Here is a 13,946-nt window from a genome sequence, read left to right as displayed (position 1 = left end):
CCCACCGGGCCGCGGCCCGGCGCGGGCCGAGGCCGGGCCGCGGTGGCTCAGCGCGGGTCGGGATCGCCGGCGAACCAGGAGATCGCGGCCGGCTCCTCCTGCGGTGCCGGCGCCCTGCGGGCCGGCGGGACCGGGGGCGGCGGGATGGGCGGCGGCGGTACGGGCGGCGGAAGCGGCCCCATCTCAGCGCGCAACGGCCTCTGCTGCGGCGCGAAGCCCTGCTGTGACGCGAAGCCCTGCTGCGGGCCGGAAGCGTCGGGCAGCGCAGAAGCCTCTGGCGATGCGGAAGCCTCGGGCAATGCGGCACTCGCGGGCATGCCTGGCGAGGCGGTGGCGGGCCAGAGCCGCGGCCGGCGGCGTGCGGCCAGGTCCTCCACCCAGCCGAACGCCAGCACCGCGACCGCGGTCAGCGCGAACGTCGCCCCGAGCGTGACCGGCCCCTCCATCGATCCGAGGTCGTCCAGGGCGAGGAAGGTCAGCACCGGCCAGATCGCCGCGATCGCGATGTTGTGCCACAGGTAGACGGTGACAGCGCGGGAGTTCAGCAGGTTCACCGCCCGGTCGACCGGCCGCAGGTACGCCAGCCAGGTCATGTCCGGCCGCCAATGCAGCGCCACGAGCACGAACGCCAGCGACCACAGTGCCTGCGCCTCCGGGACGTCGTTGAGGTCCCAGCCCTCGTCACCGGCGTGCCCGTGCAGCCAGTACAGGGCCGCGCCGCCGAGCACGACGGCCGCCAGGCCCACCAGGCCCGGGCGCAGACGGTGCAGGCGGCCGTCGTGGTGCGCGAAGCCCGCGATCCAGCAGGCGCCGTACGTGGCGAAGTCCCACATCGCCGAGTCGGCCCGGCCGAAGGGGAGCGAGAAACCGGTCTTGTCGAGCGCCGCCAGCAGGGCCACCGGCGCGATCACGGCGGCCCAGCCCACCTTCTTGTACGCCAGGTACAGCGCCGGTGACAGCAGGACGAACCACAGGTACGCCCGGATGTACCACAGCGGCTCCCACGCGTCGATGCCCGCGTGGCTGCCCGGTGGGTCGCCGACGGGCAGCAGCCACAGTCCCAGCTTCCAGCTCCACGGGTCGTCACCGCCGTCCTGCTGCGCCCACCCGGCGTACAGCATGGCCGGGACGGCGATCGCGCCGAGCAGCCACAGCGGCGGCAGGAGCCGGCGGAGCCGGGAGGTGATGACGCTGCCCGCGGAACGGCGGTCGAGCGACGCCGCGGTCAGCGATCCGGCCAGCGCGAACATGATGCCCATGGCGGGCAGCAGGATCGACAGCCACGGCCAGCCGAAGAGGTGGTAGATGACGACCCGGACGATGGCGGCGGCCCGGAGGAGATCCAGGTAGCGGTTGCGCACCGCGACACGGTAGCCACGGCCGTGGGGCGCGGGGACCGTCCGCGTGGACGGCAAGTACGCCCGCGCGGATTACCCCGGACGAATGAAGTGTCGCATTTGTCCGTGCGATTGTGCGATCGCCCGCGCCGCCTCCGGGGCGGTGAAACCGCAGGTCACCCAGTCCTTTCCGGGAGGATACGCCCGGCCGGTACCGGACCCGCCGCGTGTCACCGCCCGGGCCACGCCGGCGTTGGTACCCCCCGAGGGCGGCGTGCACCGGGCGCGGCGCCGTGGAGCGGGGGACACCCATGCGCAAGCCTGCTGTTGTGGTCGCCGTGGCGGTGTCGGCGGTGCTGGCCGGCGGCATCATGGTCGCCACGAGCGCCGGTGCCGAGACGACTCCGGAGCTGCCCGGGGTGCCGTCGATCGCCGTGCCGGACGGTCCCGCCGTCCCGGACCTGCCCAGCGGTGCTGTGGCCGTACCCGATCCGGCGGAGCCAGATGACCAGGGTGAGCCCGCCACCGGCCCGGCGCCCGCACGGCCCGGGGGTCCGGTGACCGCCGGGCCGGCGGCCGACGACCCGAAGCCGGCGGCCGAGGACCCCAAGCCGGCGGCCGGCGGCCCGACGCCGGCGCGCCCGGCCGCGGACGACCCCGCGCCCGCCGCGTCGCCGACGCGGACCCCGGCCAAGCAGCCCGACTCCGTCTCCGGCGCGCACCGCGACGTCACGGCGAGCCAGGCGATGTCCTCCGACCCGGACGGCGACGTGCAGCGGCAGGCCCGTGACCTGGTCAACCGGGAGCGCCGGCGGGCCGGCTGCGACGACGTCACGGTCGACCGCCGGCTGATCGTCGCCGCCAACCGGCACGCGGCCGACATGGCCCGCCGCGGCTACTTCGCGCACGAGGACCCCAACGGCGACCGGGCCGGCGAGCGGGTGGCCGCCGCGGGCTACGAGTGGTCGCGCTTCGGCGAGAACATCGCGCGCGGTCAGGACAGCGTGTACGAGGTCGTCGACGGCTGGATGAACAGCCCCGAGCACCGCGAGAACATCCTCGACTGCCGGCTGCACCAGGTGGGGGTGGGCCTGGCGTTCTCCGCCGACCGGACGCCGTACTGGGTGCAGGACTTCGCCACCCCGCAGTGACCGCCCGCACGAGCCTCGCACGGCCGGGTCCGACGTACCGGTTCCGTGCCAGGGTCGTGCGGCCGACCCTCCCCGGAGCACCGGTGTGCTTCGATGTGCGTCACACCATCTCCTGGGGAGGACGATTTGGGAGTGCAGCGGGTCTCCGCGCGCCTCGCCGCCGCCGTCGTGGCGACGGCGGTCGGCGGCAGCCTCGGCGCCTTCGCGCTGACCCCGGGTACGGCGGGCGCCGTACCCCGGGCCGTCGGCGCGACGCCGGTCGCAGCCGTCGTCGTCACGAAGGCCGCCGCGGCCTCGTGCTCGACGGGCAGGTATCAGAAGCAGGTCGAGGGCTACCTCAAGAAACTCGGGGGCTTCGGCGCCGTCACGGTCGACGGCAGGCAGTCGGCCGCCGACTGCAAGGCCATCAAGAAGTTCCAGAGCCGGTACGGCATCAAGCCGGCCGCCGGGCTCGCGGGCCCCACGACGTACGGGGTCGCCAAGCGCCTGGCCGCCACGAAGACGTCGGCGTGCCACGCGCGGCGCACCGGCACCACATTCTGCGTGGACCTCACGCACCAGACCACGTGGGTCATGCGCAGCGGCCGGGTGTACCGGAAGCCGACGGTGATCCGCAGCGGCATGAAGGGCTACCGGACGCCGACCGGCAGCTACAAGATCAACAAGCGGACGCGCAAGGAGTGGTCGAACCCGTACGAGGTGTGGATGCCGTACTGGCAGCGCTTCGTCGGCGGGATCGGTTTCCACCAGACCACCACGTACCTGCACGACGCGTGGCGCGGCTCGCACGGCTGCGTGAACCTGCTCGGCTCCGACGCGAAGGCGTACTACGGCATCGGCAAGATCGGCATGCGGGTCAAGGTCATCGGGCGCCGCCCGGGCACCTGACCCACCGGCTCGGACGAACGACGGCCCGCTCCGGCGGGCCGTCGTTGTGTCAGGCGGCCAGGTCGCCGTGGGCGAGGCGGACGTGGGTGGTCAGCACGTCGTGGCCGGGGAAGGCCTTCTCGTCGCCGTCCGCGGTCAGCACCCGCAGGCCCGCGCGGCTCAGCGAGTACGAGACGTCCGTGAAGCGGCTGACTGTGTCGTCGTGGTGCACGACCGTCAGTTCGTCGGCGCGCAGCATGGCGGCCGTGCTGGGCAGAACATGCAGCGACATGGGTCACGTTCCTCGGACGGTGGCGGGCACGGTGCTGGTCACTACGGGCGCGAGGTGCCTCACGGTTCAACACCGACGGCCGATAGTCATCGGCGACGGCCGGAGGGCTCCGGCTCCGTCCAGGCTGGCACGCCAGGGTGGTGCGCGCGGTCGGGCGTCCGCCAGCCCCGGCGCGGATAGCCGACACGAAACGGGTATCAGCTCCGTACGACCGATATCGATCAGGCGGCCGTTCGGGTCGCCCGCACCGGCCGCCCGGCCGGGTCCGCCGGGGCCGTCCGGTGCCGCCGGTCCCGGCCGTCCGGCCCGGCCGTCGCGCGGCCCGCCCGGCATAGAGTGGCGTGCGTGTCCCGATCCCCCCGGCGTGCCACGGTCCTGCTGCTCGCGTGCGTTCTGCTGCCCCCGCTGACCGCGGCGTCCTGCAGCGACGAACCCTCCGGCGTCACCGTCGGCTCCGCCGGTCGCGGCACCGTCGCCGAGATCGTCGAGGCCTCCGGCGCGGTCACCGCCCGCGCGGCCGCCACGGTCGGCTCGCCCGCCGACGGCACCCTCGCCGCGTTGCGCGTGGAGAGCGGCGACCGGGTCCGCAAGGGCCAGGTCGTGGCCGTCGTCGACTCACCGGCGGCCGAGCAGCGGCTCGACGCGGCCACCGAGGCGCTCGACGCCACCTCCGGCGGGAGTGTCCCCACGGGCGGCGGCACGGCCGGGTTCACCGCCGTACGCCACCGCACCGACGCGGACGCCACCGAGGCCTTCACCACCGCGCGGGAGACCGCCGGCAAGATCACCGACGAGACCCTCCGCAAGGCCCTGCTCGCCCAGGTCACCGCGGCCCAGAAGCAGTACGACGCCGTCTCCTCGGCCGCCGCGGCAGCCGTCGACTCGCTGCAGCGCGGCGTCGCCGGGGTGAGCCAGGCGGTCAACGCGCTCACCGCGGCCCAGCGGGTCCAGGCGCAGCAGGCGTACGACCTGGCCGCGGCGGGCGTGGACGCGCTGACTCTACGCGCCCCGGTGTCCGGAGTCGTCCAGCTCGGCGGCACCGCGTCCGCGAGCGCACCCTCGCTCACCGACCTCATCGACAACGCCGACCCGTCCGCGCTCGCCGCCCCCGCCCAGGGACCGCTGCCCGGCGTCGACGCGGCCGTACCCGTGGGCGCAGCGGTCAGCGCCGGCACCCCGATCCTCACGGTGGTCGACACCGGCGCGCTCGGGGTCACGGCCGAGGTCGACGAGACGGACGTGCTGCTGGTCAAGCCCGGCGGCACGGGGACCGTCGAGCTCGACGCCGCCACCGGGGCCACGTACCCGGCGAAGGTGCGCGCCGCCGATCTGCTGCCCACCACCTCGGCGCGCGGCGGCGTCTCGTACCGCGTACGCCTCTCGCTCGGCAAGGGCACGTACGCCGACGGCAGCGCCGCCCCCACGCCGCGGCCCGGCATGAGCGCGATCGTCCGGCTGCGCGTACGCCAGGCCGTCGACGCCGTGACCGTGCCCGCCGGAGCGGTCGTCACCAGTGACGGGCGCGACACCGTGTGGGCGGTCCGGAACGGCAAGGCCCAGCGGGTCGCGGTCACGCTCGGCGTGCAGGGCGAGGACGCCGTCCAGGTGGTCTCCGGCCTGACCGCGGGGGACCGGGTCGTCGTCGCCGGCGCGGACCAGGTCAGCGCCGGGCAAGACCTGCCGTGAGCACGCCCGCGATCGTCGCCACCGACGTGAGCCGCACGTACGACCTCGACGGCGTCTCCGTGCCGGCCCTGCGCGGGGTGTCGCTGACCGTCGATCAGGGCGACTACGTGGCCATCGTCGGCACGTCCGGCTCCGGTAAGTCCACGCTGATGCACCTGCTCGGCGGCCTCGACCGGCCCACCGGCGGCACGCTCGTCATCGGCGGCCGCGACGTGGCCACCCTCTCACCGCCGGAGATGGCGAAGCTCCGCAACGAGGTCATCGGCTTCGTCTTCCAGTCGTTCCACCTGCTGGCCCGCACCACCGCCCGCGACAACGTGGCGCTGCCCCTGGTGTACCGGGGCGTCGGCCGCCGGGAACGCCGGGCCCGCGCCGCCGAGCTGCTCGAACGCGTCGGCCTCGGGCACCGGATCGACCACCGGCCCAACCAGATGTCCGGTGGTGAGCAGCAGCGCGTCGCGATCGCCCGTGCCCTGGTGACCGGCCCGTCCGTGCTGCTGGCCGACGAGCCGACCGGCAACCTCGACTCGGTCACCGGCCAGTCGGTGCTGGACCTGCTGGAGTCGCTCAACGCCGAGGGGGTGGCGGTGGTGCTGGTCACCCACGACGCCGAGGTGGCGGGCCGCGCCCGCCGCCGCATCGTCATGCGCGACGGCCTGATCGTCTCCGCCGACCCGCCCGGCGCGGTCCCGGCCCTGTCCGGCGGTGGCTCGTGAGGCTCGCGGAGGCCTGGCGCGTCGCCCTCGACGCGTTGCGGGCCAACCGGCTGCGCAGCGTGCTCACCATGCTCGGCGTCGTCATCGGCGTCGCCGCCGTCGTCGCGCTCGTCGCCATCGGCACCGGCACCAAGCAGCAGATCGAGCAGCAGGTGGAGGGCCTCGGCTCGAACCTGCTCATCGTCGTGCCGGGCCGCCTCGAGGCGGGTGCCGCCCCCTCGGTGTCGAATCTGTCGCTCGACGACGCCGACGCGGTGGGCCGGATCGTCGGCGACCGCAACCGCGTCGCGGTCACCGTCGCCTCCGGCGAGAACGTGCGCGCCGGCAGCCGGCAGACCTTCACCAGCATGCAGGGCGTCCTCGAGACCACGCCCACGGTGTTCGTCCGCCGCCTCGACCGCGGCGCGTACCTGACCCGCTCCGACGTCAACACCGCCCGGCGCGTCGCCGTGCTCGGGGCCGGGGTCGCCACCTCGCTGTTCGGCGATCGCGACCCGATCGGGCGGCAGCTCACCATCGGCGGCGTCCGGTTCCGGGTCATCGGCACGTTCGAGCCGCTCGGGCAGAGCCTCGGCGTCGACCGCGACAACGAGGTGCACGTACCGGTCACCGCCGCCCAGCGGCTGCTCGGCACCGACCGCATCGACGCCCTCGCGATCCGCGCCCCCGACCGCGACCGCATCGACAAGCTCGGCGCCGACGTCGTGGCCGCGCTCGGTGAACGGCATCCCGACACCGACTTCAGCGCGGTCACCCAGCAGCAGATCCTCGGCGTGCTCGGCGACATCCTCGGCGTGCTCACCGGCGTGCTGGCCGCCATCGCCGGCATCAGCCTGCTCGTCGGCGGCGTCGGCGTCTCCAACATCATGCTGGTGTCCGTACGCGAACGCACCCGGGAGATCGGCCTGCGCAAGGCCGTCGGTGCCCGCCCCCGCGACATCGGCCTGCAGTTCCTGCTCGAGGCCGTTCTGCTCACCACGATCGGCGGGGTGCTCGGCATGGCGCTGGGGATCGGCACCGCGCTGCTCGCGGACCGGCTCACGCCCGTACCCGCGGCCGTGACCTGGTGGTCGCTCACCCTGGCGTTCGGCGTGTCCGCGGCGGTCGGCATCCTCTTCGGCGTCGTGCCCGCCCAGCGCGCCGGACGCCTCGACCCGGTCGTCGCCCTGCGCACCGAGTGATCTTGTCGCCCGGGGTGGCAAATGCTCACGTCCGGAGCCGGGGCGCCGATCTGGGGGTGTGTTGCTCAGGGAGGACCGCCCCGGATACGAGCTGCGCGACCTGCACGGAGCCTCCCGCGCGGTCGCGTACCTCACCCTGGCCGCGGCCCCTTACACGCTGATCACCGGCCTGCTGACGCCGAACCTCACCCGGTTCGTCGCGGCCGCGGTGACCGTGGTCGCCATCGGCATGGCGGTCACCGGGATCACCTGCTGGCGCAGCCCCGAGACCCTGCCCCGCGCGTTCTGGTTCGCCGCGCCTGTGCTCGCCACCGGCCTGATCTCCGCGCTGAACCTCGGCACCGCCGACGCCAGCACCGGCTCCCAGCTGTTCTACCTGTGGCCCGTGCTGTATGCGGTGAACTTCCTCGGCCGCCGCCTCATCCACCTCAACCTCGCCCTCGTGTTCGGCGGCCACGCGGCGGTGGTCTTCACCCTGCTCGGCGTCAGCCGCGGCCTCGCCGACTGGTTCGCGATGCTCCTGGCGATGACCATGACGGCGATCGTCGTGTCGAGCCTCCGCGCCCGCGCCGACCGGCTCCGCGCGGTGTTGCAGGAACAGGCCAACGCCGACGCGCTCACCGGCCTGGCCAACCGGCGCTTCTTCGCCGAGTCCCTCGCCCACGCCGGCACCTGGGCGGCGGACACCGGCGGCAGCCTGGCGCTGGTCACGGTCGACCTGGACCACTTCAAGGCCATCAACGACACGTACGGCCACACCGAGGGTGACCGCGCCCTGCAGACCGTCGCCGCCGCCCTGCGCCACGCCGTGGGGGAGACCGGGGTGGCGGCCCGCCTGGGCGGCGACGAGTTCGTGATGCTGCTGCGTACGGACCGCCCGTCCGCGATCGGCGTGGCGGAGACGGTCCGCGAGATGGTCTCGGCCGCCACGGACCACCCGGGCGGCCCGCCGCGGCTGAGCATCGGCGTGGCCGTCCTGCCCGGCGACGCGGCCACGGTCGACGAGCTGGTCACCGCCTCCGACGCCGCCCTCTACCAGGCCAAGACCTCGGGCCGCGGCCGTACGGCCACCGCACCGGACCGGCACAACGTCGACCGCGTACGCCCCGGTCACCCCGCCGAGCTGACGAGCCCCAGTATCTCGCGGCGCAGCCGGGGATAGGGTCCCCACCCGTCCCGCAGCACGTGGATGTAGACCGCCTCGAGCGCGACGTCGATCCGCTGCACGAGCTCCTGATCGTCGGGCAACCCCAGCCGTACGGCCCGGGCAAAATGATCGAGCGCCTCCATGTGCCGCCCCTGATCGAAAGCGCTCCGCCCGGCATTCTCATGGACGACGCTGCGCAACATGTCGGGCACATCCGCGCTGGCAGCCTGCTCGAACAGCCGGTCCGCCTCCTGATGATCGCCCCGCAACCGCAGCACGTGCGCCAGCTCGGCCTGAGCGATCACGATCGCCTGCACATCCCCGGCGGACTCGGCATGGGCGAGCGCCAACCGGCTCGCAGCGGCCGCCATCCCCAGCTCGTCCAGCAACCGGTACACCTCGGCCCGCAAACTGAGCAGCCCGGCCCGGGCGACGTTGTCCCGCTCCTCGGCCAGCGGCTCGTCCAGCCGCTCACCCAGCTCCCGCAGGGCGTCCCGATCGTCGACGACCTCCTTGAGGGTCGCACCATCCAGGCGCCACCGGATCGCGGCGAGATCCTCCGGTCCGAGCGGCTTGCGCTCCGGTTTCTCCGCTTTCTTCGGTACGCCGGGAGCACGGCTGGAGGCCGGCTTCGGGCGCTGCGGGGTGTCCGCCGGCCGTTTGTCCGTGTCGGCCTCCGGGGCCGGTACGGCCTCGGCAGCCGCGTTCTCGGCGGCCTTGCCCGGTTGCAGCGCGATGGCGGTGGCGGCGCCGATGAGCCCGCTCATCAACCCGGTCAGATCCAGGTCGATGGAGACGCCGTTACCGGCCTCACCCCGGTCCGCTTCCTTCGCCGGCGTGACCTCGCGATGGCGGACGACCGATTCGTCCGTCTCGAGCTCTGCCGCGGGTGCGGCCGGCTTCTCCGCTGCTAGGCCTTCCGGCGCTGCCTGCCCATCCGGTGTTGCCTGCTCTGCCGGGGCTCTCGGTCCTGCCTGCTCTACCGGCGCCGCCTCCGCTGCTGGTCCTGGCGGTGTTGTCGGTCTTTCCGGTGCTTGCGTCCCCGCTGTCGGCTTCTCCGCTGCCGCCGTCTGAGTCAGCGCACCTGCCGCGGTCTCGGCTGCCGCCGTCTGAGTCTGCGCACCTGCCGCGGTCTCCGCTGCCGCCGTCCCAGTCGGCGCACCTGCCGCGGTCGGCGGCGTCCCGGCCGGTCCGCCTGCCGCTGCCGGCGTTGTCGCCGCCGGTCCGGCTTGCGCCCCGGCTGGGGCCGCCGCTCCCGCCGCCTCCTGTTCGCCCGCCGGTACCGGCTGCTCATCGCGAGCCTTGGCCGGGGCCCCGAACCACGTCGGCCCCAGATCGGAGTCGGCATACTTCCGCGGACCGTCCGGCCCGGACGTCGCCAGCCGAGCGATCGGCGCTGCGTTCGCGGCCGGGTTCGGACCTGGCCGGGTAGCGGGCGGAGCAACCGAAACGGGGTGCGCAACCGACGCCGGTCCGCCCCGCTGCAGCGCCCGGGTCGCCTCCACCTGCCGGGCCGCTTCGGCCTGCCGCGCTTCCTCGGCCCTGCGCGCTTCCTCAGTGCGGCGGGCTTCTTCCGCTTGGCGCGCTTCCTGCGCCCGGCGGGCCCCTTCCGCCTGCCGCGCTGCGTCTGCCTGCCGGGCTGCGTCTGCCTGCCGTGCCGCTTCGGTCTGGCGGGCTGCTTCGGCCTGGCGGGCTGCTTCCGCCTGCTGCGCGGCCTGCCGTGCTTCCTCGGCTTCGCGCGTGGCCTGCGCCCGCCTGGCCTCCTCGACGCGGCGCGCTTCCTCGGCTTGGCGTGCCTCCTCTGCGCGACGTGCCTCTTGTGCCTGGCGGGCTTCCGCAGCTCGGCGTGCTTCTTCAGCTCGCCGCGCCTCTTCGGCCTGGCGTGCTTGTTCGGCTCTGCGTGCCTCCTCGGCCTGGCGCGCGGCTTCCGCCTGCCGGGCCGCTTCCGCCTGCCGGGCCTGGCCGGTCGGACGGACGGCCGGCATCTCGTCGGTCGGCGTACCGACGAGGCGCGGGTCGATGGCCGCCCGCCCCATCGCCACCGCGGGCATGCCGGCCTGCGGCGCCGAACCCACGGCCGGTGTCCCGCTGACGGGCCGGTGCTGACCGGGCGCCCGCTCCTGCGCCGGTACGTCGCTGGTCGGCCGCGCCTGCGCCGGCATCCCGCTGACCGGCTGCTCCTGTCCGGGCACGCCGCTGGCCGGGCGCGCGTGGGCGGGCATCCCGCTGACCGGCTGCTGTCCGGGCATCCCGCTGACCGGCTGCTGGTGGCCGGGTGCGCCGCTGGTCGGGCGTGCGTGGGCGGGCATCCCGCTGACCGGGTGCTCGTGCCCGGGAGCACCGCCGACCGGGGCGATGCGCGACGGCGGCCGCGGCGGGGGCGGGACGGGAGTCGGCTCGCCGGTCGACAGGATCATCGCCGTACGCGGACCGCCCACGATCGGTCGCTCCGCCGTCGTGGCGTCCTCGACCGCCGACCGTCCGTGCGCACCGACCGGCGGCCCCGGCTGTGCGCCCGGCCCGGCATATCCGTGCTGCGGTGCTGTCCCGGCCGCGGCGGGCGGTGCGGCATATCCGTGCTGCGAAGGCGTTCCGGCTGCGGCGGGCGGTGCGGCATATCCGTGCTGCGAAGGCGTTCCGGCTGAAGCGGCCGGCGCCTCGTACTCGGGCTGCGGGCCACTCGGCTGCTGGTCGGCCCACGGGCTGAACGCCGGCGACCCCTGCGGCGGCGTGAACGTGGGCCGGTCCGCGACCGGGCTCTGCGGGGGAGCGGCGGCCGCGGGACGGCGGATGGGCGGAGGAGCCGAGGGCATCACCGGCTGCGGCGCGGCAGCAGGCATGACCGGCGGCGCGGAGGCCGGCATGACCGGCGGCGGCCCGGCGACCGGGGAGACCCGCGGAGGCGCGGCGGCCGGAGAGACCGCCGGCGGTCCCGCGGCCGGCGTGACCGGTGCCGACGCGGCGGCGGGCGGAGCTGCGGCGGGCGGTGTGACCGGTCCCTGCCCGGCGGCTGGCGAGACCGGCGGCGCAACGGCCGGCATGACGGGCGGAGCATCAGCGGCCGGCATGGCAGGCTGCGGCACATAGGCGGCGGGGCCGGTAGGACGCCCAGCTCCGGAACGGTCGCCATCCCAAGCCGTACCCGGCTGGCCCGGCACGGTCGGTGGCGCGGCATAGGCGGCAGGCACGGCGGGCCCCGGCTGCCCGACACCCCCGTCGAACCGCGCCGGGCTGACCGGCGCTTCGCCTCCACGATCGAACGCCGCGGGGTTGACGGGCTGGCCCGGGCCTCGGTCGAACGCCGCGGGGTTGACGGGCTGGCCCGGGCCTCGGTCGAACGCCGCGGGGTTGACGGGCTGGTCCGCGCCCCTGGTGAACGCCGCTGGGCTGAGCGGCCAGGTCTCGCCGCCGGCCGGGCCGTGCTCCGGGACGACGGGCTGCACTCCGGCCGTACCCCGGGCTCCGTGAGCCGGCGGGATGATCGGGCCCTCGGACGTGATGTACCCGACGCGGCCGGGGCGGGGCGGCCGGGCCTGGTCGTCGTGCGCCGCAGCCGGCCGGTCGGGCGCCGCAGCCGGGCGGTCGTGTGCCGCGGCCGGCCGGTCGGGCGCCGCGGGCTGGGCCGGGGTGACGACGCGGGGCTGGGCGGTCTGCGGCGGCGCGTTGACCACGCGGGGCTGCGCCGGCGGGTCCGCCTTCTTGATGACCTTGGGAGCCGCGGGCGGGGTCGCCTTGCTGATGATCCGCGGCGCCGCCGGGGGAGTGGCCCGGCTCAGGACGCGCGGTCCGTCGCCCTCGGGCTCCGCGGTGCGGTCGCCCGGCTGCGTCTCAGTGGCCGGACGGTACGGCGCGTGCTCGTCGGGAAGGTCCGACCAGACTTCGGTACGCGGACCAGCAGGGCGCCCACCCGGCTCCTCGAAGTCCCGCCGGAACGCGGCCGGCTGCTCGACCTCACGCGGGAACGCTGGCTGTTCCACCTCGTGCTGAAAAGCTGCGGGTTGCGAAACCTCGTGCTGGAAGGCTGCGGGCTGCGAAACGTCGCGCCCGAACGCGGCCGGCTGCTCCACCTCGCGGCGGAAGGCGGCCGGCTGCGAAACGTCGCGGCGGGGAGGCGCCGGCCTGCCGGTACCACGCCCGGGAGCGGGCGGCGGATCGGCCGGCGGGTGCTCGTCTCGGGAGCCGTCGCGGCGGCGCGGGCGCTTTTCCGCGTACGGGATGTCCTCGGGCCTGCGCGACCGCGGGCGGCGAGCGTCGCGCGGGGGTTCGGTCTGGTCGTCCTCGGCGGGTTCCGGCGGGGTGACGCGGGCGCGGCCGGTGACGGGCGCCTCGGGCTGCGTGGCCTTGCGGCGGCCGCGGCGGGGGCGGGCCGGTTCGTCCTGCTGCTCCTCGTCCCAGAACGACGACGTCTCGATGCGGCGGGCGCGCTGGGCCGAGACGTAGCGGCGCTGTGCCTCCCAGTCGGAGGCGTCGAATTCGCGGTCGTCGTACTCGAGCTCGTCGAAGTCGAGGCTGCGGATCGACCAGCCGTCCATGCCGGGCGAGACGGGGGCGGCGTCGAGGTCCGCCTCCTCGAAGTCCGGGTCGTCCAGCCAGCTCGGGCGTTCGCCGTCGAACGCGGACTTGATCTGCTTGTCGCGGTTGGGCGAACGCTGAATACCGGCCTGCCGTCGCTGCCTGCGTTCCGCCAGCTCGTCGACGGCCGCAGCGGCGGGCGGTTCTGGCGTACGGGAATGGGCCGGCGAATCGTCGAAGTCATCTTCTTCGATGTATTGCGTCCGGGGTGCGGCGCGGCGCGGTTCCGGGGGTTTCCGCGTGTCGGGACCCCAGCGGGAGAGAACGGCGGCATCCGCGTACGGATCACGCGCCGTAGCGGTCGTGTCCGCGTACGGCACGGGGCGCTCGTCGTCGTACTCGGAGTCCCAGTACTCGTCGTCCTCGTAGCTCATCGGCCCGCCCCGGCGCGCCACGGCCCGGGGTACGCCGAGCCGGCCCGTTGCCGCATCCGTCCCCCCGTCCTCGCCGACGCGTCCGCGCGCCGGGCGCCCCCTGGCACCTTCCGCGCGGTCGAGTTGGAAGGTTAACCACGGTTTTGCGTACGGCGCTACCGCCCGCGGAGGCGCTTCACCCGACGGCCGGCGCCCCTCGCGCCCGCCCGCCGGCCCGGCGCCGCGGCCCGCCGGGAGTTCACCGTCGACACACAGTACGGGCGCGGCCGCCGAGCGGTTCATTTCCCGTGCTGTGACGTACGCAAGGTCCACTGCATTTGACGCAGAGTCACCACGGCCGCCGGAGGGCTGGACCATTCCAGGAACGGCCCGGAATGTTTCCGGTGAGTAGCCGACCGCAGAAGTTAAGCCATTCTTAATGACCCACTGAGGAATTCCACGTCCGGTCGCCGGCTACCCGCGGTGACCGTGTCGAGGGACACCCCGGCCGCGTACGGATCATGGCCGCGAAGGTGGCACCGTGGAGGGCGAAGGGCCGGCCCGGCGCTGTGCCGGCCCGGATGCCGGACGCGCGTACCGGCCCTGCGCCGGTCGTCCGTACCGGCCTCCCGGGGACATCGAGC

Annotated in this window: 9 protein-coding genes; 6 read left to right on the top strand and 3 right to left on the bottom strand. The window is 74.9% G+C overall.

What is annotated here, in order from left to right:
• Positions 1-47: 47 nt before the first annotated feature.
• Positions 48-1,361, bottom strand: a complete 1,314-nt coding sequence (locus IT780_RS18890; protein WP_307831252.1) for an acyltransferase family protein — start codon at positions 1,359-1,361, stop codon at positions 48-50.
• Between the two features lie 287 nt (positions 1,362-1,648).
• Between IT780_RS18890 and IT780_RS18885 the strand changes: the two genes are divergently transcribed.
• Both IT780_RS18885 and IT780_RS18880 read left to right on the top strand, forming a co-directional pair.
• Entirely contained in the window at positions 1,649-2,488 is an 840-nt protein-coding gene (locus IT780_RS18885; protein WP_199512912.1) for a CAP domain-containing protein, read from the top strand.
• 132 nt (positions 2,489-2,620) lie between these two features.
• The gene (locus IT780_RS18880) at positions 2,621-3,376 is read left to right on the top strand and encodes a L,D-transpeptidase family protein (RefSeq protein WP_307831250.1); all 756 of its coding nucleotides are present in this window, start codon (positions 2,621-2,623) and stop codon (positions 3,374-3,376) included.
• 49 nt (positions 3,377-3,425) lie between these two features.
• Here the strand turns inward: IT780_RS18880 and IT780_RS18875 are convergent, their stop codons facing one another.
• Positions 3,426-3,647, bottom strand: a complete 222-nt coding sequence (locus IT780_RS18875) for a hypothetical protein (RefSeq protein WP_233413073.1) — start codon at positions 3,645-3,647, stop codon at positions 3,426-3,428.
• A 345-nt stretch (positions 3,648-3,992) separates the two neighbouring features.
• Between IT780_RS18875 and IT780_RS18870 the strand changes: the two genes are divergently transcribed.
• The 4 genes from IT780_RS18870 to IT780_RS18855 are packed head-to-tail and all read left to right on the top strand — an operon-like array spanning position 3,993 to position 8,392.
• A complete protein-coding gene (locus tag IT780_RS18870) occupies positions 3,993-5,333 on the top strand; it encodes an efflux RND transporter periplasmic adaptor subunit (protein WP_199512910.1) in 1,341 nt (446 codons plus the stop codon).
• Positions 5,330-6,049 carry an ABC transporter ATP-binding protein gene (locus IT780_RS18865; protein WP_199512909.1) on the top strand — a complete coding sequence of 240 codons (720 nt, stop codon included), beginning with the start codon at positions 5,330-5,332 and terminating at the stop codon, positions 6,047-6,049. Before IT780_RS18870 ends, IT780_RS18865 begins: the two co-directional genes overlap by 4 nt.
• Positions 6,046-7,230, top strand: a complete 1,185-nt coding sequence (locus IT780_RS18860) for an ABC transporter permease (RefSeq protein ID WP_199512908.1) — start codon at positions 6,046-6,048, stop codon at positions 7,228-7,230. Before IT780_RS18865 ends, IT780_RS18860 begins: the two co-directional genes overlap by 4 nt.
• A gap of 58 nt (positions 7,231-7,288) precedes the next feature.
• On the top strand, positions 7,289-8,392 hold the full coding sequence (locus tag IT780_RS18855) for a GGDEF domain-containing protein (protein ID WP_307831249.1): 1,104 nt from the start codon (positions 7,289-7,291) through the stop codon (positions 8,390-8,392).
• On the opposite strand, the gene IT780_RS18850 is transcribed toward IT780_RS18855, so the two are convergent.
• Positions 8,341-13,680: a hypothetical protein gene (locus IT780_RS18850; protein ID WP_199512907.1), complete on the bottom strand. Its 5,340-nt coding sequence runs from the start codon at positions 13,678-13,680 to the stop codon at positions 8,341-8,343. The genes IT780_RS18855 and IT780_RS18850 overlap by 52 nt on opposite strands.
• Positions 13,681-13,946: the final 266 nt, after the last annotated feature.

It is taken from the genome of Nucisporomicrobium flavum (assembly GCF_016464385.1).
Taxonomy (GTDB): domain Bacteria; phylum Actinomycetota; class Actinomycetes; order Mycobacteriales; family Micromonosporaceae; genus Actinoplanes; species Actinoplanes flavus_A.
Note: the sequence above shows the minus strand (reverse complement) of the source record. Positions and strands in the feature narration are given on the sequence as shown.

Excerpts from the sequence above, each read along its gene's own strand:
- IT780_RS18850 (WP_199512907.1), bottom strand. The coding sequence starts at position 13,680 with ATGGTCCAGCCCTCCGGCGGCCGTGGTGACTCTGCGTCAAATGCAGTG.
- IT780_RS18875 (WP_233413073.1), bottom strand. The coding sequence starts at position 3,647 with ATGTCGCTGCATGTTCTGCCCAGCACGGCCGCCATGCTGCGCGCCGAC.
- IT780_RS18885 (WP_199512912.1), top strand. The coding sequence starts at position 1,649 with ATGCGCAAGCCTGCTGTTGTGGTCGCCGTGGCGGTGTCGGCGGTGCTG.